General features: G+C 49.0%; 21 protein-coding genes. 9 read left to right on the top strand and 12 right to left on the bottom strand.

Features of this window, described 5'->3' with window-relative positions:
- Nucleotides 1-77 precede the first annotated feature (77 nt).
- The 4 genes from FSU_RS10725 to FSU_RS10710 form a co-directional block, all read right to left on the bottom strand.
- Nucleotides 78-974: a fibrobacter succinogenes major paralogous domain-containing protein gene (locus tag FSU_RS10725; RefSeq protein ID WP_014546429.1), complete on the bottom strand. Its 897-nt coding sequence runs from the start codon at nt 972-974 to the stop codon at nt 78-80.
- Nucleotides 975-983: 9 nt separating this feature from the next.
- Nucleotides 984-1,982, bottom strand: coding sequence for an FISUMP domain-containing protein (locus FSU_RS10720; protein ID WP_014546428.1), 999 nt, complete (start codon nt 1,980-1,982; stop codon nt 984-986).
- Between the two features lie 12 nt (nt 1,983-1,994).
- A complete protein-coding gene (locus tag FSU_RS10715) occupies nt 1,995-2,969 on the bottom strand; it encodes an FISUMP domain-containing protein (protein WP_015732102.1) in 975 nt (324 codons plus the stop codon).
- 195 nt (nt 2,970-3,164) lie between these two features.
- Nucleotides 3,165-4,355 carry an FKBP-type peptidyl-prolyl cis-trans isomerase gene (locus FSU_RS10710; RefSeq protein WP_014546426.1) on the bottom strand — a complete coding sequence of 397 codons (1,191 nt, stop codon included), beginning with the start codon at nt 4,353-4,355 and terminating at the stop codon, nt 3,165-3,167.
- Between the two features lie 72 nt (nt 4,356-4,427).
- On the opposite strand from FSU_RS10710, the gene FSU_RS10705 reads away from it, so the two are divergent.
- The 5 genes from FSU_RS10705 (at nt 4,428) to nagZ (ending at nt 10,598) form a co-directional block, all read left to right on the top strand.
- Entirely contained in the window at nt 4,428-4,991 is a 564-nt protein-coding gene (locus FSU_RS10705) for a hypothetical protein (protein WP_015732101.1), read from the top strand.
- A complete protein-coding gene (locus tag FSU_RS10700) occupies nt 4,984-7,149 on the top strand; it encodes a PorV/PorQ family protein (protein ID WP_014546425.1) in 2,166 nt (721 codons plus the stop codon). Before FSU_RS10705 ends, FSU_RS10700 begins: the two co-directional genes overlap by 8 nt.
- Before the next feature lie 206 nt (nt 7,150-7,355).
- Nucleotides 7,356-8,129 carry a hypothetical protein gene (locus tag FSU_RS10695; RefSeq protein ID WP_014546423.1) on the top strand — a complete coding sequence of 258 codons (774 nt, stop codon included), beginning with the start codon at nt 7,356-7,358 and terminating at the stop codon, nt 8,127-8,129.
- A 163-nt stretch (nt 8,130-8,292) separates the two neighbouring features.
- On the top strand, nt 8,293-9,426 hold the full coding sequence (locus tag FSU_RS10690) for a S66 peptidase family protein (RefSeq protein WP_014546422.1): 1,134 nt from the start codon (nt 8,293-8,295) through the stop codon (nt 9,424-9,426).
- 17 nt (nt 9,427-9,443) lie between these two features.
- Nucleotides 9,444-10,598, top strand: a complete 1,155-nt coding sequence (nagZ, locus tag FSU_RS10685; protein WP_014546421.1) for a beta-N-acetylhexosaminidase — start codon at nt 9,444-9,446, stop codon at nt 10,596-10,598.
- A gap of 180 nt (nt 10,599-10,778) precedes the next feature.
- On the opposite strand, the gene FSU_RS10680 is transcribed toward nagZ, so the two are convergent.
- From FSU_RS10680 to rpmH, 4 genes are read right to left on the bottom strand one after another with little or no spacing between them, the layout of a single operon-like run.
- The gene (locus FSU_RS10680; RefSeq protein WP_014546420.1) at nt 10,779-12,629 is read right to left on the bottom strand and encodes a YidC/Oxa1 family insertase periplasmic-domain containing protein; all 1,851 of its coding nucleotides are present in this window, start codon (nt 12,627-12,629) and stop codon (nt 10,779-10,781) included.
- A complete protein-coding gene (yidD, locus tag FSU_RS10675; protein ID WP_014546419.1) occupies nt 12,626-12,877 on the bottom strand; it encodes a membrane protein insertion efficiency factor YidD in 252 nt (83 codons plus the stop codon). The genes FSU_RS10680 and yidD overlap by 4 nt, the downstream gene beginning before the upstream one ends.
- Nucleotides 12,861-13,199 (bottom strand): ribonuclease P protein component, encoded by a 339-nt coding sequence (locus tag FSU_RS10670; protein ID WP_073423802.1) that lies wholly within the window; start codon nt 13,197-13,199, stop codon nt 12,861-12,863. The genes yidD and FSU_RS10670 overlap by 17 nt, the downstream gene beginning before the upstream one ends.
- A 38-nt stretch (nt 13,200-13,237) precedes the next feature.
- Nucleotides 13,238-13,393 (bottom strand): 50S ribosomal protein L34, encoded by a 156-nt coding sequence (rpmH, locus tag FSU_RS10665; RefSeq protein WP_014546417.1) that lies wholly within the window; start codon nt 13,391-13,393, stop codon nt 13,238-13,240.
- A 407-nt stretch (nt 13,394-13,800) separates the two neighbouring features.
- On the opposite strand from rpmH, the gene FSU_RS10660 reads away from it, so the two are divergent.
- The 4 genes from FSU_RS10660 to FSU_RS10645 are packed head-to-tail and all read left to right on the top strand — an operon-like array spanning nt 13,801 to nt 17,763.
- Nucleotides 13,801-14,310 carry a DivIVA domain-containing protein gene (locus FSU_RS10660; protein ID WP_014546416.1) on the top strand — a complete coding sequence of 170 codons (510 nt, stop codon included), beginning with the start codon at nt 13,801-13,803 and terminating at the stop codon, nt 14,308-14,310.
- A 6-nt stretch (nt 14,311-14,316) separates the two neighbouring features.
- Nucleotides 14,317-14,541, top strand: coding sequence for a DUF167 domain-containing protein (locus FSU_RS10655; RefSeq protein ID WP_014546415.1), 225 nt, complete (start codon nt 14,317-14,319; stop codon nt 14,539-14,541).
- A 39-nt stretch (nt 14,542-14,580) separates the two neighbouring features.
- On the top strand, nt 14,581-16,113 hold the full coding sequence (locus FSU_RS10650; protein ID WP_244263618.1) for a sensor domain-containing diguanylate cyclase: 1,533 nt from the start codon (nt 14,581-14,583) through the stop codon (nt 16,111-16,113).
- A gap of 3 nt (nt 16,114-16,116) precedes the next feature.
- Nucleotides 16,117-17,763, top strand: a complete 1,647-nt coding sequence (locus FSU_RS10645; protein ID WP_014546413.1) for a sensor domain-containing diguanylate cyclase — start codon at nt 16,117-16,119, stop codon at nt 17,761-17,763.
- 27 nt (nt 17,764-17,790) lie between these two features.
- Here FSU_RS10645 and FSU_RS10640 read toward each other — a convergent pair whose 3' ends face one another.
- The 4 genes from FSU_RS10640 to FSU_RS10625 form a co-directional block, all read right to left on the bottom strand.
- Nucleotides 17,791-18,732 (bottom strand): helix-turn-helix domain-containing protein, encoded by a 942-nt coding sequence (locus tag FSU_RS10640; protein WP_014546412.1) that lies wholly within the window; start codon nt 18,730-18,732, stop codon nt 17,791-17,793.
- Nucleotides 18,733-18,855: 123 nt separating this feature from the next.
- Nucleotides 18,856-20,079: a DUF1302 family protein gene (locus FSU_RS10635; RefSeq protein WP_014546411.1), complete on the bottom strand. Its 1,224-nt coding sequence runs from the start codon at nt 20,077-20,079 to the stop codon at nt 18,856-18,858.
- 72 nt (nt 20,080-20,151) lie between these two features.
- Nucleotides 20,152-20,925, bottom strand: a complete 774-nt coding sequence (locus FSU_RS10630; RefSeq protein WP_014546410.1) for an outer membrane lipoprotein-sorting protein — start codon at nt 20,923-20,925, stop codon at nt 20,152-20,154.
- Nucleotides 20,926-20,934: 9 nt separating this feature from the next.
- A complete protein-coding gene (locus FSU_RS10625) occupies nt 20,935-23,310 on the bottom strand; it encodes an efflux RND transporter permease subunit (RefSeq protein WP_014546409.1) in 2,376 nt (791 codons plus the stop codon).
- Between the last annotated feature and the right edge of the window lie 2 nt (nt 23,311-23,312).

Here is a 23,312-nt window from a genome sequence, read left to right as displayed (position 1 = left end):
TTTAAAACTTACCGCTGGGAACCTACAATGTAAACATTTGGTATGGATATTTTGTCAATGGACGGCGGAACCGCGATTTAATCCAATATACACCGAACCGGATAAGAGTCTGTTTTCTCTTCATCTGTGAAAAAATAGGGATCCCGGATATAAACATATACAGCCACATCATCGTCAATTTCATCTGATGTCCAATATTCCGCAGCTCCATATGCAGTTGAACCCTGAGCGTCAAAACCAAAGAAATCAAGGCCATGGTCGCGATAGTCACCAATATAAACTCTTGAACGCAAATCCATGCCGATAGGCGTGTCTCCATTGATGGCATCTACATAATCAAATAATATTTTAAACTCATCCTTACTCGGCAAATGCGTTCCCTTAGGGCAAGAAGTCATGGCTAAAGCCCACGTATATTCCCTAGAATATTTACCGCAAGAATCCCAAGCACACGAGCTCCCTTCAACATCTAAGCGAAGGTTATCTCTCATCCATGTTTGAGACCCCACAACAACCGTTCTATATATTGCGGAATCTCGTTCATCTACTAAGTCCTTTCCAGGAACTATAACCCTCTCGCGATTACTCTCGGCCTCAGCAACAACCGTGAATGATCCACAGTCAAGTTTAACGAGATGCACGTCCGATGAATCATACTGTACGGCACAAGATTCAACCGTTTCCGTTTTTACGGAACCTTTTTCGACAATCGTCGTATCGGACTTAGAAACTACAGTATCCTTATGCGAAATTTCTTTCGCAGCCACGGGAGTCCATCCATTCTTCGTACAAAGAAGCAACTCTTTTGTATCATCTTTTAAAAATATTTTACCGACAGAACCAGACGAGCATTCAGGAATTTCATTCGAAGAAAAAGAAACTACGCCATTAGAAATCGTATTTGTCGTATTATCTTCCGAGCATGAGGTTACAAATAATATAAAACAAAGCATCAATAAAATTAATTTATACATATCCATCTCCTACTTTTCATTTTTCAAGCAACGAACGGATAGCTGATTTTTTGTGTCACAATTGTTTTGTTTTTCAAGAAGGGTGTATCTATCGTTAGCTGTATAAATAGAACCAAATTCCTTTAGCCAACATGAATTGTAGTAAGACCCCTCCACATCAGTTGCAATCCAGAAGCCAGTTTCCTGTCCAGGATAAGCGCGTCCTTGGGGATCTCTATACCCAGCCGGCAAGATCGAGAACCCAAAGACATCATACGCCTTATCCCCTTTTCGCCACACATCACGCGCAACTAAATCCTGTGTCGCCGAATAGGCTCCATTATGGGAATCAACAAAAGCAATTAATTCTTTAATTTCAGACCTATCCGGCAAATGCCACCCCTCAGGGCAAGCTTGTTTCGAAGCACCATACTCGTACACGCGACCATATTTTTCGCAATAATCTGCAGAATCTGACACGCAGGAGCTTCCCCACATTTCGTATTGGAGATTTTCAGCCATCCAAGTTTGCTTACCAATAACAACCGTTCTATACTTTTTACCATCACGAGAATCAACCAGTTCTTCCCCATATTTAGTAGATATTAAATGAGCAAGACGATTTTCTACATAGAACGTAGATTCTCCACACGTAACTTTTGTAACATGATAATTCGAAGTATCCGCTTCCGCCATGCACGAATTCTTCACATATCTAGCGTTCTCGACATAAACGGAATCAAAGACTTTTTTGACAACGCTTAACGAATCGACAATATAAACGGTATCTCTAGCACCGCCATTCTGAATAGAAGATTCCCACTCATTGTCAACGCAATAAAGAAGTTCTCCAGATTCGACGACATAGGCAACTTGGCCTGAATTTTGCGCAGAGCAAACAGGGAGATCTTTTTTATTTTCACCAACAAAAGCTGACGAATTCACAGAAATAATATTTTCCGTAGGAGCATCATCACTACATCCAAACATTACAAACAATGTTAACGCATATAAAACATTTAGCTTCATATAAGTCCTCGGCTAATCGTTCTTTAAGCAACGAACTCTGTATGAGGGTTTTTCTTCAGTGTCAACCACCCTTCTATTCAAGTTTATCCTAAGTTCATCTGTCGCTGATACATACGTCGGGTCCACAACATAGAATAAAGAATCACCTTTCTGCGTAGATGTCAAAGTTCGAGCATGCACACTAAGACCAAACAAATCATACCCCGGAGAAGTCATTCCTAAATAACTATACAGTTCATCATCAACACCTCTCAAATCCCTTGATACCGCCTCCGTACCATTATGTTCATTCACATACTCCGACATAGCAATCCATTCATCAAAAGTCGGAATATGCCAACCAACAGGACATGCCCCCTGCGGCTTTTCCCCTAAATCACAAAACTTGGTTCCATCGCAACCTTCCGGATTCCCCATAGCCGATAGCCAAGTATAATCTCGGGTGGAATCTGTTCCAAATTTCAGGTCTTCAGCCATCCAAACTTGATTGTTAATAACAACGGTTTTATACGTATTCCCGTCTCTTGCATCCGTTAAAGGGTCGCCCCATTGCGTTCTAAACCGGCTTGCACGTTCATCTATTACAGAAAAGACCGAATCCCCGCACGTCACCCAGATCAAATGAAAATCAATCGTATCCAACGCTATTGAGCAACCGACATCTAGGGTATCCGTAGAGCCCAAATAGGCAGTATCGGATTTTGTCACTTTCGACACAACTGTATCAGCGACATAAATGGTATCAACGTTTTGGCGTCCCTGATTCACCTTGCGCCATTTTTCTTTCGCACAGCAAAACAACGCACTGGAATCAGCAACAAAATACAGTTCGCCTTCATTTTTTAAAGAACACTCAGGCAAAGTTTCACCTTGAGCAAGTTCAGCAAAACCAGGAGATTCTACATAGACCGTAGTGGTCGATTCGTCACTACAAGCCCCCACCCAAAAAGCAACAAATCCTAAAAATAGGGAAAATAGTATTCTCATATTCCTTCTCGAACTTAATAACACAAATAAAATATAGATAATCGCAGCTAACTCAATAAAAGAGACCCCTCGGCCGGTGGTTTTCAGTTATACAGAAAATGCCCGACACTGTCGAGCACAACTAGACTAACAATTTTCGAAAGCAATCCTGTCTACTGCCAACCGCCGACTGTCTACTAAAAATCGGCTTCGCCGCTAGTCTTCCCCGAGGTATTCCACAGCGAAGATGAGCGTTGCACCACCCGGAATCGGGCCTGCGCCGCGGCTACCGTAGCCAAGGCCAGGCGGCACCACGAGAATTCTCTTTTCGCCCGGGAGCATCCCCTGCACGCCGAGTTCCCAGCCGCGGATCACGTTACCCGCACCGAGTTCAAATGCAAACGGCTGTCCACGATCGCGGGAGCTGTCGAACTTGTAGCCGTTCACCATCCAGCCCGTGTAATGCACAATCGCGCGGTGTCCAGAACGAGCCGGTTCGCCTTCGCCCTGCTTCACAACTGCATAGCGGAGTCCTTCCGGGCCGTTTTCATACTTGAGGAGAGTCGTATCCGGGAAGAAGTCCATGTGCTTTGCAAGTTCCGGATCCACATCGGAGGAAACCATCTCGACACGGAAAATAAGCGTGGAGTTCGGCGGAATCATCGAGAATGCCGTAGCCCCATAGCCCATTGCCGGAGACACGCGCAACCAGCGGACACCGCCTTCGCGCATACCTTCAAGGCCCGTTTCCCAGCCCTTGATCATCTTGCCTGCACCCATAATCGTTTCGAGCGGCTTGCCCAAATCCTTGGAGCTACCGAACTTGCGTCCAGAGAGGAGCCAGCCCGTATAATGCACCTTGATGATGTTACCTGCAGCGTTCAGCTTGCCACTGCCCGTCTTTTCGTCATAGACCTTGAGGCCACGGCCCATGTCGCGCCACTTTAGTTTATCTACATCAGCAGGGAATTTATCAGCTTCAAGCGGTTTGTCTGCATGAACAAGTTCAACAACGAACATCAAGTCGCTATTAGGCGGAATGCCTTCGAGAGAGTTGTCGCCATAAGCCATCACGGACGGCACCGAGAGCTTGCGGACTTCGCCAATCTTCATGCCCACAAGGCCCTTATCCCAGCCTTCAATCACCTGGCCCACGCCAACAGTAAATTCTAGAGGCGAACCGCTATAGTAAGAGTTTGCAAAATAAGGAGCTTCAACCGTCGTATCCTTAGCGGCGCTGTCTACAACAGCACTATCGACCGCAAGGTAACCTTTATAATGGACTTGAATCAGCTGACCGGCACGAATAGCCTCTCCACTCCCTTCCTTGAGCGTTTCAACCTTAAACGGAACAGCCCAAGCAGCACTACAAGCAAGCAACACAAGAAAAAACTTTAATTTTGACATAATATCTCCTATCTTATAAAATAGAAAATGCTAGTTTTTCAGAGTAAGGATTTATCGTAAACGGATTTAAATATGCTATCAATCATCATCGTCATTGCGATTGTGCTATTGTCCATCGTCCTCGCGGGGATTGGAATTTATGTGGGCATGCACAATTCCGACGAAAAAGAAACGACAAAACCGATTATCGACGTGTCGGGACAATACGCCGCCATTGGCCGCCCCGCCCGCGAGACGCTCACCGCAGTGAAGCCCTCCGAAGCATCCATCAGGGCATGGCTCGAAACCCAGCCGCTCACGCCGGAACAAAGACAAGCTTATATCGAACAGTGGAACCGCACTCTCGAAGAAACGATCAAGACGATTGACGAAGGGGACAAGCAAGGAGTCGCGACCTACAGAATCGTGATTGGTCCCAAAGGCAAGAATTATTGTAAATTCGTCAGCGAGGAAAATTTCATCACCCGCGAACAGATTCGCAATCACGCGGAAATTTTACCCCCCTACGTTCTGGGCTGCGACTGTAAGCTTTTACCGAAACAGCCTTGGGAAAACCCCAGCAAGTCCGGATGGAAAGCAGTCATCCCGACTCATGGAAACACTTATAACGTTCCGGATTGGAGGCAACTTGCGTAAGTCATTATTATCAGCTATTCTTTTGGCTCCTGCCATGGCACTCGCCACAGGCTCGGCCATCATCACCCTCCAGATGCCGGTCGGCGCACGCCAGCTCGGTATGGGCGAAGTAGGCGCCGCACTCGCCGATGACGCAACCGCCATGTACTACAACCCGGCAGGCCTCGCATTCGGGCCGCTTGCCGACGAATGGCGCAGTTCCTACAGCGCAGACGCTAAAAAGGCTCCGTTCTTCACGCACATGGCATCGCGCTCCAAGAACGGGTTCTTCGACAAGAGCGAACTCTGGGCAGGTACCTCAAAAGGCATTCTCAAGTTCGACGGTGAACAGTGGGTCAACTACTATTCCGTCACGTTGCAAGGTAACGCAAAGATTAGAGACGCCGTACGCACCTACGTCGGCACAGAACGCGGCCTCGACGAATACACCCGTGTCGTGAAGGCATTTAACGACGTGAAAAACGCCGACGACGAATCGCACGTGGTCGAAGTCAAGATGCCCTGGGACCTCGTCGTCAAGGACACCATCACCGCCATTCTCTACGAAAACCTCACTGAAAAGCTCTGGGTCGGTACACCCAAGGGCCTTTACCGCTTTGACGGCAAGGGCTGGAAGTCCTTCGAAAAGGAACTCGGTGAACGCCGCGTGACCGCACTTACCAAGCAGGGCGCATCCCTTTGGATCGGTACGGACAACGGCCTCTTCGTCTACCGCAACGGCGCCTTTGAACAGAAGGGCAAGGTTCTCCCGAGTCAAAAGATTAACGCTCTCGTCTGGTCCGAAAACCGCAAGGAACTTTACGTGGCCGTCGACGGTGCAGGTGTCGCACGACTCACCCCGAAAAAGAGCGCGAACGACAAAGACCGCTGGAGCTTGTTCAACGAAGAAGACGGCATCATGGACTTGAACCCGACCGCACTCGCTGTCGACAGCTCGGGCCACGTCTGGGCCACGCACAAGGGCGGCCTCTCGCACTTCACGCTCCGCAAGTGGGAACAGGTGCAGTTCGCCAACAACAACGTGAACGACGTTTCCGTGGACCGCAAGGGTGCCATCTGGATTGCAACTGACCTCGGTGTCTGGCGCCACATGCCGGACTACGCCACCGCCAGCGGACGTAAGGCAGAACTCGAACGCGGCTCCAAGGAAGACCCGACCATCACCAAGCGCGATGACGAATGGACGCACTACCACCAGGGCAACGGCCTTTCGACCAACAAGGTCTGGGCTGTGCTCCCGGAAGGTAACGACGTGTGGTTCAGCACCGCAAACGGCATGGAACAGTACAAGGATGCCGACTACCAGCTCACCGCCTTCTACGAAAAGCTTTTGCCGGTCTTGAACATTCCGGACCTTTACCACCTCTATGGCGGTATGACCATTCCGCTGAATGACTGGGGAACGCTCGGTGTGCATGTGAACTTCGTCTCGTTCGGTTCGACCGTTGCTTCTGGCGACCTCGACGCCGATGACCTCGTGGCATACAACAGCTCCGAAATCGTCGGTGGCGTGAGCTACGGTACAAGATTCCCGAACGACTGGGGCCTCGGCCTCTCCATCAAGTTCTTCTACTCCGACCTGAGTTCCGGCGCTGCCGCAGGCGAAGAAGAAGCCACCACGTTCGGTTACGCATTCGACATCGGCGTGTTGAAGAAAAACCTCTTCGTTCCGAAGCTCAACTTTGCCTTGGTTCTCGCCAACATCGGTCCGAGCGTCTACTACGTGGACAAGACCATTGAAGACCCGATTCCCTTGACTTGGCGCCTTGGACTTTCTTACGAAATTCTCAGCATGGCCGATTACAAGTGGACGGTCGCATTCGACTACAACCGCGAAGTCGTCATTGACGATGACAAGGGCAACCCGGAACCGTTCTACATCGCTTGCTGGAAAGACCTCTTTGACCCAGACGATGATACGAACTCCTTCTTACAGGGCGTGTTCAACTTCGGTACGGAATTCATTTATTCCAACACAATCGCACTTCGCTTAGGTTATCTGTACGACCGCATGGGTAAGCGCAACGAAGTGGACTTCGGTGTCGGCGTGATGATTTCTGACGTGCTGCAGTTCGACTGGGCTACGATCAAGAACGTGGGCCGTGCAGACGGCGTACGCGATGGTCAGATGCGCTTCGGCATGCTGTTCAAGTTCTAAGCGGTTTCGCCGCAGTAGGCAGTCGTAATCAATCAAGACTGCGCCGCATTACAACGAACGAAAAAAGTCAGGTGATGAGCCTGACTTTTTTTGTTGCAGAAAAAATTTCTTCATTCTCGGTTTACATCCGTATTTTCCAAGCCGATACATATTACGCACAGTCGCTGTCACTTAAGGCAGGGCTATTTTAGGGGATAGAATACAGTATGGAAAACCAGAAACAAGCCACACAGAACAACTCCCACTTCGTCACGTACGCTTACTCCAAGGATTTCCACGGCAAGGAGCCCGACTACGCTGTTGATCACGGCGAAGGTATCGGATATGACCTCCAGCTGGAAAGTATGATTTATACCACGAGCTTGGAAGAAACCGAGCATGACATTCTTGAATACGCCAAGAATTACCCCAACAAGGAAAAGCCGCTCTTTGGTTTCCACGTATTCGAACGCCCTGGCAACGCCTACATCATCACGACCCTGGAAGGCGCTATGGAACGTACTTCTGAGCGTTGGTATGGCCCCGACGGTACGCTTTTAGTAAAGGACGACACTTCTACGGTATCAAGCGACCCCGAAGAAAAGCGCATGTTCAAAGGCTGGGAAAACTTACATTTCAAGAAGGGTGACATCGTTGAATTCTACACGCCAAAGCAGCATTACATCGCCTTGGGTATCGTGATTAGCGATATTTGTCCGCCAAATGTGGCTACGATGCTGTACGACAGGCACGGCAACAGACGTGGATACGATGCAGACTGCGTCCGTATCGTCACGCCGAACTACAACGAACAAGGCTGTTTCGGCTATGGTCCATCTCTCAAATATTCCACGATTAAAGTCCACACTGTCAACGTCTTTAAGTTGAGCATGCCTTTGGCAAGGAAGGACGAACTCATGCTTCGATTCGTCGAAGAAATCGATCGCAGAAGGGGCGAAGTGCTGGAACAGATTCACCAAGAATCATTGGGAAAACACTAAGCGCAATACCCTTTTTCCCCTTAAAAAATGTGATATTAATCTATTTCCCAATTTAAATTATATCATTCCCGACCCAAATGATACAAAAAGTTTACTCCCGCATAAAAACATATATATATTAGACCTTACAGAAGGATTAAAACTTTATCTAGAGGGGAGCTCTATGGGTTTCAAGAAAAAAACGATAGGATTCGCGGTATTATGCCTATCTATGATGTTTACCGCCTGCGGCGATGACTCATCGACAGCCCCTAGAGGGCTAATACACAAACCACTTGCCGAATGCATCGCACCCGCCTTCCTGAAAAAAGGCGATAAGGTGGCACTCCTTTCGCCCTCCTACACGGTCCCCGATTCCACCATCCAGAAAACCGCAGACGTTCTCAAGGACTGGGGATTCTCACCGGTCATCGGCAAGAACGTCGGCAAGCTTGATGCGGGCAAGTACGCAGGCACCGCCGAAGAACGCGCTGAAGATTTCGTGAACGCCATCAAGGATACAAGCATCAAGGCTATCCTATGCAACCGCGGTGGATACGGCACCATCCAGCTCGTTGATTTAATCGACCCGAAAATCGTAGAAGACAATCCGAAATGGGTTATCGGCTACAGCGATGTGACTACGCTACACGCCATGCAGACCAAAGCGGGCGTCATGAGCATTCATGGCACCATGAGTTCAAGTATCGCAAAGACCGAAGGGAAAGACGACAACAGTACGCTGCTGCGCGATTTGCTCAAAGGCGAAGTTCCCACATACAAAGTACCGAAACACGAATTCAACCAGACGGGCAAAGGTGAGGGCATTCTCGTAGGCGGCAACATGTCGACATTTGTGCCACTCGTTGGCGCAAGCGACATTGACGTTTTCCAAGATGACGGCATCATCCTCTTCATGGAAGAAATCGGCGAGAACTTGCGCAACATCGACCGCATGTTCCATTCCATTGAGCTTCACGGCGTGATGGAAAACGTGAGAGGCGTTATCCTTGGCGAATTTGTAAGCTCCGGGACAGACCTTGATTACGAAAGCACAGAAGCGATGCTTTCCAAGTATTTAAAGAAATACGACATTCCCGTGATTTGCGGATTCCCGGCCGGGCATGACGATGTGAACTTGCCGATTGTCATGGGCGCCAAAGTGAAAATGGACGTTACAAACGACGGGGCTACAGTTTCCTTCGACATCAAGGGTGAAAAGAAAACGATAGATACGGATAAGTTAGTCAACAAGCCACAACTGTCAAAGGCATTGCTCAAGATGTACGCTGGCAAAACGTTTGATGTTGAAGAATAATTTTTTGAGGTGATTTTATGTTTTACAAAAAGCACGCCATTGCAAGTATCCTTGGATGTGTAGCGGCACTTTCTCTTGTCGCCTGCGGTGATGACAGTTCGAGCGGGCCTTCGCCTGAAGAATCCGCCATCCAGAAAATGTCCATCCGCGAAAAAGTCGGGCAGATGTTCTTTGTGCGCCCGGAAGCATTGGATACAACCATCCACTGGAACGAATACGCGGAGCTCCCCAATTACAAGCTAGAGCAAGTCAACAAGACCATGCTCGCAGTCAACAAGAACTACCCTATCGGCGGCATGATTCTTTATGCGCACAACATTGTCGATGAAACCCAGCTTGGAAACTTCATCGCTGAAATTAGGGAACTGAACGGTTCACCGCTCCTCGCCATTGACGAAGAAGGCGGTCGCGTCGCGCGCATTGCCAACAACGAAAATTTTGATGTGCCTAAATACGAAAGCATGGCCGCCATCGCAGAAAGTGACGACCCGGAAGAGGCTTACAAAGCCGCATTTACCATCGGGACTTACGTCAAGAAATACGGTTTCGACATTGACTACGCTCCTGTTGCGGACGTGAACACGAATCCAGACAACATCGTTATCGGTCCGCGCGCGTTCTCGGACGACCCGGAAACCGCTGCCAAGTTTGTAGTGAGCTATTTGAATGGTCTTGAATCCGCAGGCGTCATCGGCACACTCAAGCATTTCCCAGGGCATGGCGACGTGAGCACAGACACGCATTACGGTTATGCTTCAACGGACAAAACATGGGACGAAATGCTTAAATGCGAAATGATCCCGTTCAAAGCGGGAATCAAGGCTGGCGCCCAGATGATTATGACAGCGCACATTGCCGCCCCGAAAGTATCCGGCGATGATTTACCGGCAACGTTATCATCGGTTATTTTGCAGGATAAGCTCCGCGGCGAGCTCGGTTTTGACGGAGTTATCGTGACCGACGCCATGGACATGGGCGCCATCACCAAGCAATTCAGCAATGCCGAAGCGGCGATCAAGTCCATCCAGGCTGGCGTCGATGTGGTGCTTTGTTCCAGAGAATTCACGCAGGTTTTTGATGCCGTTGTCAAGGCTGTCAAAAAAGGCGAAATCAAGGAATCGCGCATCGACGAAAGCGTCAAGCGAATCTTGAAGCTAAAGAAAAGCAAATAAAAAAAGAGATTCCCGCTTCCTTCGACTGTGCTCAGGACAGGCTCTGGCGGGAATGACATACAATACAAAAAGAAGCCGTGGATGCGGCTTCTTTTTTAATGACAAATGCGCGGGCAGTCCCGCGCACTTGATAAAATCGAAGGGAGATGCCCGCTCGGTGGCGGGCATGACAACACCTAGTTACTTCACGATTTCAGCGTCCTTGACGTTCTTGCCCTTGAGCTTGGAAGAAGCGGCGGGCTTGTTGCCGTTAACCGGCGGGAACTTGCTGTAGATATACTTGTACTGAGCAATGCTCCAGATGTTACCGATAATCCAGTAGAGCACGAGACCAGACGGCATCACGGCGCTGAACAAGAGCATCATGGCAGGCATCATCCACACCATCATCTTCTGCTGCGCAGGATCCATGCCAGCGTTAGCACCCATCGTCACCTTGGTCTGGAAGTAAGTCGTTGCAACCATGAGCCACGGGAGGATGGCAAGGCCAGACGGCATGATGATAGGAATGCTGATACCGTTCCAGACAACGTCACTGCGGCTGAGGTCAGAAATCCAGAGGAATGCCGGTGCGCCACGGAGTTCGATTGCACGGCCAAGCACAAAGAAGAGGCCCATGAAAATCGGCATCTGGATGAGCATCGGGAGGCAGCCACCCGTGCAGCTTGCGAGCGGGTTGATGTTGTTCTTGCTGTAAAGTTCCATCATAGCAGCCTGCTTCTTCTGCGGGTCGGTACGGTACTTCACATTGATTTCGTCGAGCTGCGGCTTGAGAGCGGCCATGCCACGCGTGGACTTGATCTGCTTCACGGTGAACGGAGTCGTAACACCGCGAACGATAAGCGTCACGAGGATAATGGCAACACCGTAGTTCGGAATGATGCTGTAGAAGAGGTTCAAGAGCTTGAGGAGCATCTTGCAAATCCAGACGAACCAGACGTCTGCACCGCACCAGCTCCAGCCACTCACGATAATCTTTTCGTAGTCCTTGTTGAGAGCGGAGAGTTCATCCCACTTGAGCGGGAGAATCATCAAATCGTAGCTGAGGGACTGAGCGCCACGGAAATCGTCGGCAATCGTAAGCTTGTACGTGCCCGGATCAACTTCGCTATCTTCGACCTTCATCGGCTTTGTCTTGAGCACTGCCGGAACAGCTTCGTCGAACTGGACCGTCATGGCCACGTACTTGCGACGCAGCCCTGCCCAAACGATCTTGCCTTCTGTAGCATTGAAAGAAGCCTGTTCGCGCGGCATTTCGCGTTCCACAGAATAGCGGTCATTGAAGACGACTTCGCTGAAGTAGTAGGTGCCACCACCGCCGATGCCCATGATGCCCTTGGACTTCGGAATATCTTCCGTTTCCTTGAGGCCGCCCTTCCATGCGAGCTCGTAAGCTGTCGGTTGGAAACCGATAAACTTGTTTTCTTGACGGACTGCCGGACCTTCCTTGGTGAAGCCATAAGAACGGATGACCTGGTTGCCGTTTGCGTCCTGGAATGCGAACTGGACCTTTGCGCTGTCGTTCACGACAATCTTTGCAGGCGTATTGCCGAGTTCGAACATCGCTTCGCTCAAGTCTGCGTTGTCGAGCTTCAAGTCGAATGCGCCGAGCGTCGTATCCTGGATGAGTTCCGGGAACTTGCCGGTAGAATCCGGGAGAGCCTTCACGATGATGCTCTTGACCTTGGCACCCTTGTTGGTGAGGGTCATGATGAACTTGTCGGTTTCGACCGTCACGGAGCGTTCAGCAATTTCAGCCTTCGGGGCGACCTTTGCAGAGTCTACACTCTCGTCTTTCGTCTCTCGTCTTTCGTCTGTACCGCCCAAGACCGGAGCAGCCTTGATTTCAGGCGTCTTACTCGGAATCACGAGCGACTTTGCGGAATCCGCGGCGACCTGCTTTTCGGTTTTAGCCTTAGCCTGTGCGGCACGGGCTGCAGCCTGCGCCTCGGCATTTGCATTATTGACAGCCATCCACCAAATCACGATGACCGCGATAAGGATGGAACCAATGAGTGTATTCTTGTTCATTTTTTATCCTTAGGGAGCGGAACGGGATCATATCCGCCCTTGCAGAAGGGGTTGCATCTTAAGACTCTAAAAACCGCAAGATAGAAACCTTTGATAGGCCCGTGTAGGCGTAAAGCTTCAATTGCGTAGTTTGAACACGTAGGCTGGAATCTACAGACCCCATGAAAAAAATAGGGGTGTACCAGTTGGTATAGACGGATGGGGGCAATCAAAGCCGCCACCAGGGCATTTTTAAGCTTCTGCCACATCCGGTTGCTTGTCCCATTCCATCTTGTGGAATATTTTTTGGGCGGATTCGCGGAAACGTTCAGAGGACATTTCCTTGGAATTGTCGCTCACGATAATCATTGCCCAGACGGGCTTTTTGATATTCGGGACAATACCATAAAACAGTGGACGTAGGATCCTACGGCACTTATTGCGATACACGGCATTTCCGTTCTTCTTCTTGGCTAAGAAGCAGAAACGACAAAAACCGTCCGGAGCTTCAATCCATCGCATGCTAAAAGCAGGCGCGCGGAGAAACTTCCCTTGGACGGCTACTTGCCGGTAAGCGGGCTGATTGGGCAGCCGATAAGAACGCAGAGTGGCTATAAGCCAGCCCCGACTTACTTCTTATAGATTTCGTCGCTAACGGTGAGGACCTTACGGCCCTTAGCACGGCGACGGCTCAAGACAGCACGACCCCAACGGTCTTCCATACGGGCCATAAAACCGTGCTTGTTAACGCGCTTACGATTGTGAGGCTGGAATGTTCTTTTCATGATAAAAACCTTTCTATGAAAACAGAATTTTTTTGAGACTCAAATTTAGTAAAATGTCGGTATTTATCAAGGGGTTACAATCGGCCTAAAGGGTAATTTTTCACCCTTAACGGGACTCAAACAAAAAGCGTTCAGCGAAAGCACAATGTATTAACAAGATGTAAACAGATATTTTTAGTTCGCAGTAGGCTGTGGTTAGTGGTTAGTAAATGTGCAAATACAAAATTCCAGAACTTAGATCTTAGCTCGCTTCGCTCTTAGAACTTAGAAAACACCCCTAAATTCTGCCAACTAAGCTCTATAAATCACCTCTAAGTTCTAAGTTCTGCTAACTAAGTTCTATAAACCGCCCAAAGCTTTTATATCTTTTACTTATATAATAGATTATAGCGTAAAAGCAGGATTTTATGGAACTCACTCCGCTTGATATTAGAAACCAGACTTTCCACAAGAAATCTTTTAAGGGGTACGATCCGGAAGAAGTGAAGGCTTTTCTGGAAACCACGGCGACCGCGTTTGAAAACATGTTCCGCGACCGCACGAACCTGACCGAACGTCTGAAAGTCGCCGAAGAACGCGTGAACTACTACCGCCAAATCGAAAAGACGATTCAGGACGCCGTTGTGACGATGCAGCGCACGATTAACGAAGTGAAGGCATCTGCCGAAAAGGAAGCGGAAATCATCATCGCCGAAGCAAAGGCTCGCGCCATGCGCGAAGTCGAGAGCATCAAGCGCGAAAGCGAAAACCTCCGCACCGAAATTGAGCAGCTCCGCCAGCTCCGCACAAACTACTTTATCCGCTGCCGCGCCCTCATCCACAGCCAGGACGAACTCCTCTCCGCGATGGAAAACGACCAGCAGAGAGAATTTGAGGCGCCCGCGACGATACAGAACGACGGCATCGCCCTCACCTAGCGCACCATGAGAATCAACATCAAGGTACACGCGCGCAGCAAGAGAGAGAGCGTCACACCTCAGCCCGACGGGAGCTACAAGGTTGAGGTCAAGGCGCCGCCAGTCGACGGAGCCGCGAATGCGGCAATTTGCGAACTGATAGCCGATTACTTCCACGTCCACAAGCGAGATGTTTCGGTTGTCATGGGCTCCACAAACAACAAAAAGGTCATCGAAATTTTGGGGAAATAGATGAGACGTCGGTTAAGAGCTACAATACAGACAAGAGTATTGACACTTGCTCTTTCAGGGCTAATTCTCTGCGCACTTGCATTCGGAGGACTCTGCCTGTTCACTACGGACAAGGTTGTCCATGAAGGAACGGAACGAAACCTCCACGCCCTGACAAACACCGAAACCCTAAAAATAAACAGCCGTCTCAAAAGCATCGAGCAATACGTCAACACGCTAGAGATTGCCATCAGCGGCATGCTGGACAGCCTTGAACAGCTGACTGACGAAACGTTGCTTGCGGAATTCACCGAAAAGAGCCGCGAACTCATCCGCCTCACTATCGGCAATACCGAAAAGGCGGTAGCCGCCTACTTGCGGTTCAATCCCAAGCTTACGCCCCCGACTTCGGGCATATTCATGACAAAGACGTCGAAAGACCACAACCTCAAATTTGTCGACCCCACCGACTTTTCAAAGTACGACCCGAGCGACATCGAGCATGTCGGCTGGTATTACGTACCGGTACAGACAAAGCGGCCCACGTGGATGCAGCCCTACATGAACAAGAACACCGGCATCTACATGATTTCGTACGTCATTCCGTTGTTCAAGTTCAACCAGGAAATCGGCATTGTCGGTGTTGATATCGACTTTGACTACATCACACAGGAAATTGCGTCCATAAGGCTTTTTGACAACGACTACGCATTCATCGCCGACAAGAACGGCAGCATTCTTTTCCATCCAAGCATTCCGAGGGGGAGGCCCTACACACTCCCCGACAACAACCTCCTCGTTCACAACAAGCTCATCAACGGGATGGACTTGACGTTCGTCATTCCCAAGACATCCATTACCGCAGACCGAAATAGCCTCATCAAAAATCTCGTGCTGATTACGATGCTGATTCTGGTCATCTTTATTTTCGCTTCGCTCATTTTTGCAAATTCAATTACGAAATCCCTCAAACTCCTGACCGATTACGCAAACAGGCTCATCGACGGCAAGATGGGAATTGAGCTCAACATCACCAGAAACGATGAAATCGGAGACCTCGCCCAAAGTTTTGTCAAGGCAAAAATGAGGCTCGCCGAAACGATGGGACATATCAAGGGGCTCGCCTTCAGGGATCCGGTGACAAGCGTCCGCAACAGGAATTCATTTGACCATTACATCGCAGAATTCAGCATGCGCGCTTCTTCAGGAGAGATCAAGTCTTACGGGATTCTCGTTGCAAGCGTTGACAACCTTTTCAAGATTAAGAACAAGTTCGGCAATACAAAGGCTATCACGTTATTGCAAACTGCAAGCAGGCTCATCTGCACCACATTTGACCACAGCCCCGTATTTAGAGTAAATGAAGACGAATTTATCGTCGTCCTCACAAACGACGATTTAAAGAACCGCAAGGAACTTGAAGAAAAATTGGCGAGCAGTGTAAAGAACACCGCCAACGCAGAAAACCCGTGGGAACAAGTTCGCCTGTCCATCGGCATTGCCATTTGCGAAGACACGCAATCGTCTTCACTTTCTGAGCAGCTTGCCAATGCCGAAAACAACATGTTGAAAAGCCGTAACGCAATCGAGTAAATTATGAAGTTTTCAATCCAGACAAAAATTTTAGTCCTATCACTTTCAAGCACGCTTATCGGCACACTATCGCTTGGAATTCTCAGCACGTTGTTCATCAGCAAGACGACTCAGCGCAACTCCATGCAATACATGCGGGACCAGGCCAACAGCGAAGCTGCCAAGCTGAACAATCTGTTTGAATCCCACGAAAAATACACGATGGCTGCGGCTGCGGGCGTTTTTTCCCAGATCAAGGACGATTCAACCTTTTTGACGAACCCTAACAATTTGTCTAGAAACATCAATGGCATTAGAGAACGTCTTAAGTCAACCATAAGCAGCCTCTCTAACACAAAAAGCGTATTTGTCAGATTCAACCCGGACATCACACACTCCAGCGAAGGAGTTTACCTCGTCCGAAATCCATCCAACGGGATGTTCGAAAACCACGCTACTACAAACATCAAGCAATACAGCCCATCGGATGTAGAACATGTAGGATGGTACTACAAGCCGATCATGACAGGAAATCCGATTTGGCTTCCGCCTTACTACAACAAGAACATCAACGCTTATATCATCTCTTACGTTATTCCGATGTTCCTGGACAACAAGGAAATTGGCGTCGCAGGCATCGACATTGACTTTGACGGAATGACCAAGCAGCTTTCACAGGTGCACTTTATGCAAAGCGGTTTTGCCTTCTTGGAAGATAGTGAGGGCTTTGTGCTTTACCACCCCACCCTCCCCAACGGTCTAACATTCAAGCCAGAAGAAGACCAGATTATGTTATCAACACCTCTTATTAACGGGATGAACCTAGTTACTGTAGCACCGATTCTTGAAATCAACGCCCAGCGAAATAGGCACATCAGACAAAGCATCATCTTTATTTTACTCCTCCTTGCATTCACAACCGCCATCACGATTTTCTTCTCGAGAAGCATTACAAAGCCGCTCAAGGAGCTCACGAAAGAAGCAAAGAAGATGATTACCGGTGACATGAACGCCGAATTCAACATCAAGCAGAATGATGAAATTGGAGAACTTGCTAAGAGCTTTGCGGCCGCAAAATTCCACATCATCCAGCACATGAAGCAAATGCAGGGACTCGCCTTCCAAGACTCGCTCACAGGCGTGCGCAACAAGATGGCTTATGACAGCTACCTTTCCGAGCTCAAGGACCGCATTGAAAGAGGCGAGGTGAAATCGTACGGCATCGCAGTTCTCGACACGAACAACCTCAAGGAAATCAACGACACTTACAGCCATGAAAACGGAAACGCCTATCTTGTGAATTCCTGCAAGCTGATTTGCCAGATTTTCACGCACAGCCCCGTCTTTAGAATTGGCGGCGACGAATTCCTGGTAGTCCTTACGGGCAGGGATTTAGAAAATCACTCCGAGCTTATGACACAACTCAAGGAAAGCATGGACTTGACTAAAAACGCTTCGTTCCCGTGGAAACAGATTTCAATTGCTTGCGGACTTGGAATTGCATCTTACGCCAAGGGAACGACGATTGAAGAGACGTTCAACAAGGCCGATAAGAATATGTACATCAACAAGCGTGAAATCAAGATTGCCGAACATAGACCGCTTAGCCGTGATGAAGAAACGCACGAAGAGAAGCACGCCGAAAGCGACACGGAAAAAGACGACGCTTAAACGAGATGCGGCGAGATGCGCCACGGATTAGGTCTTGTTCTTATATTCCTTGGGCGAGCAGCCGGTGTATTCCTTGAATGCTTGCGCGAACTTGCTGGAGTTTGTATAGCCCACGCGGCTTGCGACTTCGGCGACATTGAATTTGCCATCTAGCAAAAGCTGGGTGGCTTTTTTCATGCGGTACGTCTTGAGGTACGAATAAATGGAATCGCCGTACGCCAGCTTGAAATACTTTTTCATTTGCGTCGGGCTCATTTCGATTTGCTTGGAAAGCTGTTCAAGCGTCAAATGCTCTTCGACATTTTCGCGGAGAATTTCGCGCAGGAGTTCCATTTTGCCTTTGTAAGCGCTTGGGATCAGCGCCGCCGTTTCGTACTTGGCTTCGGAATCGAGACGGCTCAAGAAGAGGATAAGCTCGAGCACTTTGATTTTGAAATACGGCAAGCGGATGTTTTTCGGAAGCCTGTAGAGTTCCGAGAAAATATGGCTCACGTGCTCGCTAGACGGGAGTTTCAGCGGAAGTGTAAGCGGCTGGATTTTTTCGATAAGGGCTGCAAAGTCAACACCGACCGCCTTAAACATATTCATGAGTTCACATTGGCAGCGGTCCATCGAGAACACGACCGCAATGCCATGGTAGCAATGCACCGGGAATTTGAACGTCTTGCTGGCCGGCATATTGTCGAGCAAAACGAGGCCATTCTCTTCCATGGATTTCGGCATGGAATCCGAATTCAGCCATTCTGCGCTGCCGTTATGGCAATGAAGCACAATCAAGTTCTTGCCTTGATTTTCAAAGTTGAAAGTAAATTCCTTGAGGTGGAAATTGCTGTAGAAGACTTGCAGCCCAGGCAATACGTTATACGTTAGTAGATGTCCCGTCCCAGTTTTATTTTGCAACATATAATGAGAAAAGAAATCTGTATTCTGGATTTGAATCAGATTCTTATCGGGTACGGGCTTTAACATAATCTCACTCTCTCAAAAATTAGACCGAACCAAGTATTTTAGTCTAAACCAATTTTATTAGGTTAATCTAACTTAGTTCTGTCTAAATTTAGGCATTTTCATCCCATACGGCAAGTGACTCCACTAAAAGAAATACTTACCTTTTACCCATATTTGCGTATTTTTCTTGTAAGTTTTAAACGTACCGCGCCTCCCGCCAAGAATATCAGAGCCCAACGAGACCGTAATCTGGTCACTCAGCAGGTAATCTGCCGCCGGACGGATATAGAAACCGACATTATCGACGTCGTACATCCCATAAACAGAAAGTTTGAGTGTATTGTTCAGGAGTTCCTTGGAGATGCGAGCCGTAAGCATGGACGTATTCTGTTCCGTTCCCAACACTTCGCGGTAATCCATGACGACCTTGTGCATGTATTGGAACATGAACGTCCAGTTATCACCCGCGTACCAGTCAATACCGAGCAATGCGTTGAACGTCTTTCGCAGCCAGTAATCGCGAGAATTTTTCAAGGCAATGGGCTCGCCAAAATACGCAGCCACCTCGCCACGAATCACAAGCTCACCCGCCGGGATAGAGACATCGCCACCGACAACGTTCATCGGCTCGTAGATGCCCTTAATCACGGCAGATTTCGTTTCCGGATTGAAGCTTGCAATCGTTACGGGAGACTTATTGAAAGTGCGCAGCGCCGTAAGCGAGAAATCGAGATTCTCCAGGAAGAAACGCAGACGTCCACCCACTTCGCTGTTCTTGAGACGCTTTTCAGGAGTACCGCTCAAGTCCATGCTCGTATTCGCAGGCAACGGCATCGTCCACGGATTGTCCTCGCCCGAGGGCATCACGAAGTACTCCGGAACAGGCACAAAGACGAGTTCGGCGGAGAAGCTTTCGCCAGGATACTTGAGGTTGATGGCGTTCACCGGCACGCGAATGTCGTCGTAATCGTTCGCCATGAATTCCGTGTAGTCCATAGGCGAAATCAAGTCCGTAAGGCGAAGCCCATCGGCAACGCCCCACGTGATAATTTGACGACCCGCCTTGACTTCAAGATATTTGCCGGCGTAATCGAAATACGCTTCGCGAAGGAACGCTCCCGACTGGTCTTTGATGAGGCTGTTGTACGCGAGATTGACGCTCGAGAAAAGCGAAGCCTCGCCGTAATTCGCACGCATTTCTAGACGGAGGCGCGTCCGCGAAGACATAATCTTATGCGGATGTTCCACCTGCAGCGCGTGATACGAATCCACAAAGCCGTTCAGCTGCAGAGAAAGCTCGTCTTCCTGGGCGTGTACGGACAAGGCGATCGCTGCGGACAATAACGCGAAAACCGTTTTTTTAAACATTTTTCCTCCTTAATGGGAGATGCCCGCGCAATGGCGGGCATGACAATAAGCAGAGTTTTTACTGTCTACTAACTACAACCCACGTTCCAACTTGTTCACAGAGAAAATCTTGGAATCGAGCTGGATGTTGTATTTCGGATCGAGGAAAAGGAGTTCTGTAGAATGTCCCGTCTGCACGTTCTTCATTTCCATCTTGCCGACCGTCCAAAAACCGTCAACCTTCTTGATGTCCGAAGAAACCATCTGGCGATGGAGTTTGCCGAGCTTGTCGTAGAATTCGACCTTGGCGACGACATCGCAATCCTTGCGGATCCAGACGAGTTTCTTGGAGAAGATTTCGCCTTCCTTCTTGGGAGTCGATTCGACGACGTAGTAATCGAAACCGTCTGCCGATTCTTCGCGCAAGAGCTTGTGCGTATCTTCATCGACATTGCGCTTGCCGATATCATCGTATGTGAAGTCGGAGCCCATGAAGTAATCAGTCTTGGAGCTCTTTCCGCTGATGCGGCGTGTCTTCTTCAAAGCCGGGAGATAGAGCCACTTGTCGTCTTCCTTGTTGACGTCATCGTAGTTCACGGTCAAGAAACCCGTGCCTTTCACATCATTCGGGTAAAGGAAGAACATGATGGTCTTGGTATCTTCGCCCACGTCCATTGCATACGAAGTAATCTTGCGGACACGGGTGTTACCGCTCTTGTTCACGAGCTTCATTTCCATCGAGGAAGAGCGCGTGTCACCATCCGGGCGGTTTTTGACCTTGACCATGATGTCACGGGCATTCGTCTGAGCCATAGACATTGCACTGAGAGCGACAACGAGCGTCGCAGCAATTTTTGAAATTTTCATAGAATCCTCCTATTTTCCGAAAATTTTAAACTTCTTGATTAAAAGCGGTGTCACGAACAGGTCGGCAAGCAAAGCCGAGACAAGGCCCACAAACACCACAAAGCCAAAGTTGAACATCTGCGTGGCCTGCGAAGTCGTAAAGCCCGCAAATGTCGCCACCATGATAATCGTTGTCATTACAAGAGCAGGTCCTGCAGCACGGAACACCTTGAGAATGGAATCCTTGTAGTCCTTGCAACGGTCAAATTCCACATGGCCATGGTTGATGAAATGGATCGTATCGTCCACGGAAAGGCCGATGATCATCGGGATAAGCGTAGCCGTCATCATGTCGAGCGGGATGTTGCTAAAGCCGAGATAGCCGCCCACGAAAATACCCGGAGCGATGTTCGGAATCATGCCGATGAGACCCGTGCGGACGCTGCCGAAGACAATCATCAAGAGCACCGCCACAATCACGACAGAGATGAGGAAGGATGTCATCTGGCCTACTTCCAAATACTGCTGCATAGCGGTAAACTGCGGCAAGTTACCCACAGCTGTCACCTTCGCATTCGGATAAAGTTCGCGTGCGAAATTCTGCAAGTCCTCAATTTCCTTCTGGAGTTCGTTGGAGTTGTAGCTCGAGATTTCGACCATCAAGCGGAGCTTCTTGTAATCGTAATCCATCCAGTAGCTTGCTTCGGAACCGCCGGCATTTTCGTACAAGAGCAAGAGCTGAGCCACCTGTTCTTCCGTTTCCGGGATAGCGTACATTTCCTGACGATTTTCGTTCAAGGTGCGGTCCAAATCCTTCAAGATGTCGAGAATGGAAGTGGAACGTTTTGTCAGCGGATACTTTTGGGCGTGATCCTGCAGCTGTTCCAGCTTTTTGAGATTATCAACTTCCTTAGCCTTGTCATTTTCGCCAAAGTCAATCACCAAGTCGTAAGAGTAGAAGCTACCGATTTCAGATTCGGCAACGTAGAGCATCTTGTTCACGTATTCGACCTTGCGGCCCATAGTGCGTTCCACGTCAAAAGCGGGTTCCATCTTGGTGACGCCATAAATCGAAATTGCGGTAATCACAGCAAAGATGATTGCAATCGGCTTTCCGTGAGTCAGAACAAACTGACCGAGATTATTGAGGATGATGCCCATACGCGTATCACCCTTTTCAAGCACCTTGGCGTTCGGCTTTTTGTCCTTGCCAAAGCTCAAGAGAATCGGCGAAACTGTAAGAGCCACAAGGAGAATGAAGCCAACAGCAATAGAAGAGAGGATGCCCACGGAGCGAATAGGCTTAAGCATCACCGACAGGAACGACAGAAGTGCCACAATCGTCGTGAGGCCCGAGAACAGCACTGACCAGCCGGTTTCTTTCATGGCGTAAAGCACAGATTCCTTGCGCTTGCCCGTGAGCATCATATTCTTGCGGAAGAAAGAATGGATATGAATGTTATACGCAATGGAGACGGCAAACGCCAAGATGACAGGCACCATGATGTTGGTCGCATCCATATAAAGACCGAGATAGCCGACCAAGCCAAAAGTCATGATGACGCCCGCGAACGTGGTAATCAGCGGAGAAACGATTCCGCGGAGCGAACGCGTCACAAGGAACATCACGATGATGGAGCAAAGAATCGTAATGAGGAAAATACGGCTCATTTCTTCGCCGATGTACTTGAGCTTCTGATGGCTCAAGTAAGGCATACCCGTTGCAAGAGGGTGCAGCGGAGCGTACTTTTCCTTGGCGATGATTTCAGAGGTTTCGCGGCCCGTCTTCATGTCCGGAGCTTCGGCCTTTTTGCCCTGAGCTTCGCCTTCAGCCTTCCACACGGAATCTTCCGGGAACGGGCGGAGCTTCACGTTAATAAAGGCCTGCTTGCGGTCTTTAGAGATGAGCTTTTTCGCAAGTTCCGGCTTTGCGGCGAGGCGCTTTTCGATTTCGGCAAGGCCCGCTGCATCTGTCGGGATTTCTTCCGGCACGATCTGCACGATTTCCATGCCTTCGTCCGTACCGAGCATGTATTCCAAATCGACAATCGATGTTGCCTTACCGTCAGAATACGAGAGGCTATCGCGCAATTCGTTCGAAAGCTCGCGCAAAAGCTTCAAGTTTTCCGGCGTTAAAACAGACTGTTCCGTTTCGACCATCACGCCCACGAAATAGTCATTGCCGAACGTTTCCTTGAACTTGTCCGTTTCGACAAGCATCGGGTCGCCTTCGATAAAGTAGCTATCCCATGAGGCTTCGACGTAAATCTTTTTCATGCCCACGATAGAAATCGCAAGCAAGGCTATAAACGAAACAAGAAGCAAGGCCCTGTGCGAAATCAGGAACCTTGCGAAGTTTTCAAATTTTTCGTTCACCTTTTCGATATTTATTCGAATACGTGACATCT

This window comes from Fibrobacter succinogenes subsp. succinogenes S85 (genome assembly GCF_000146505.1).
Lineage (GTDB): Bacteria > Fibrobacterota > Fibrobacteria > Fibrobacterales > Fibrobacteraceae > Fibrobacter > Fibrobacter succinogenes.
This window is presented reverse-complemented; position numbering and strand designations above follow the sequence as displayed.

Excerpts from the sequence above, each read along its gene's own strand:
- FSU_RS10625 (WP_014546409.1), bottom strand. The coding sequence starts at position 23,310 with ATGTCACGTATTCGAATAAATATCGAAAAGGTGAACGAAAAATTTGAA.
- FSU_RS10695 (WP_014546423.1), top strand. The coding sequence starts at position 7,356 with ATGGAAAACCAGAAACAAGCCACACAGAACAACTCCCACTTCGTCACG.
- FSU_RS10705 (WP_015732101.1), top strand. The coding sequence starts at position 4,428 with ATGCTATCAATCATCATCGTCATTGCGATTGTGCTATTGTCCATCGTC.
- nagZ (WP_014546421.1), top strand. The coding sequence starts at position 9,444 with ATGTTTTACAAAAAGCACGCCATTGCAAGTATCCTTGGATGTGTAGCG.
- FSU_RS10710 (WP_014546426.1), bottom strand. The coding sequence starts at position 4,355 with ATGTCAAAATTAAAGTTTTTTCTTGTGTTGCTTGCTTGTAGTGCTGCT.
- FSU_RS10690 (WP_014546422.1), top strand. The coding sequence starts at position 8,293 with ATGGGTTTCAAGAAAAAAACGATAGGATTCGCGGTATTATGCCTATCT.
- FSU_RS10655 (WP_014546415.1), top strand. The coding sequence starts at position 14,317 with ATGAGAATCAACATCAAGGTACACGCGCGCAGCAAGAGAGAGAGCGTC.
- FSU_RS10725 (WP_014546429.1), bottom strand. The coding sequence starts at position 974 with ATGTATAAATTAATTTTATTGATGCTTTGTTTTATATTATTTGTAACC.
- FSU_RS10630 (WP_014546410.1), bottom strand. The coding sequence starts at position 20,925 with ATGAAAATTTCAAAAATTGCTGCGACGCTCGTTGTCGCTCTCAGTGCA.
- FSU_RS10645 (WP_014546413.1), top strand. The coding sequence starts at position 16,117 with ATGAAGTTTTCAATCCAGACAAAAATTTTAGTCCTATCACTTTCAAGC.
- FSU_RS10680 (WP_014546420.1), bottom strand. The coding sequence starts at position 12,629 with ATGAACAAGAATACACTCATTGGTTCCATCCTTATCGCGGTCATCGTG.
- rpmH (WP_014546417.1), bottom strand. The coding sequence starts at position 13,393 with ATGAAAAGAACATTCCAGCCTCACAATCGTAAGCGCGTTAACAAGCAC.
- FSU_RS10720 (WP_014546428.1), bottom strand. The coding sequence starts at position 1,982 with ATGAAGCTAAATGTTTTATATGCGTTAACATTGTTTGTAATGTTTGGA.
- FSU_RS10715 (WP_015732102.1), bottom strand. The coding sequence starts at position 2,969 with ATGAGAATACTATTTTCCCTATTTTTAGGATTTGTTGCTTTTTGGGTG.
- yidD (WP_014546419.1), bottom strand. The coding sequence starts at position 12,877 with ATGTGGCAGAAGCTTAAAAATGCCCTGGTGGCGGCTTTGATTGCCCCC.
- FSU_RS10635 (WP_014546411.1), bottom strand. The coding sequence starts at position 20,079 with ATGTTTAAAAAAACGGTTTTCGCGTTATTGTCCGCAGCGATCGCCTTG.
- FSU_RS10640 (WP_014546412.1), bottom strand. The coding sequence starts at position 18,732 with ATGTTAAAGCCCGTACCCGATAAGAATCTGATTCAAATCCAGAATACA.
- FSU_RS10660 (WP_014546416.1), top strand. The coding sequence starts at position 13,801 with ATGGAACTCACTCCGCTTGATATTAGAAACCAGACTTTCCACAAGAAA.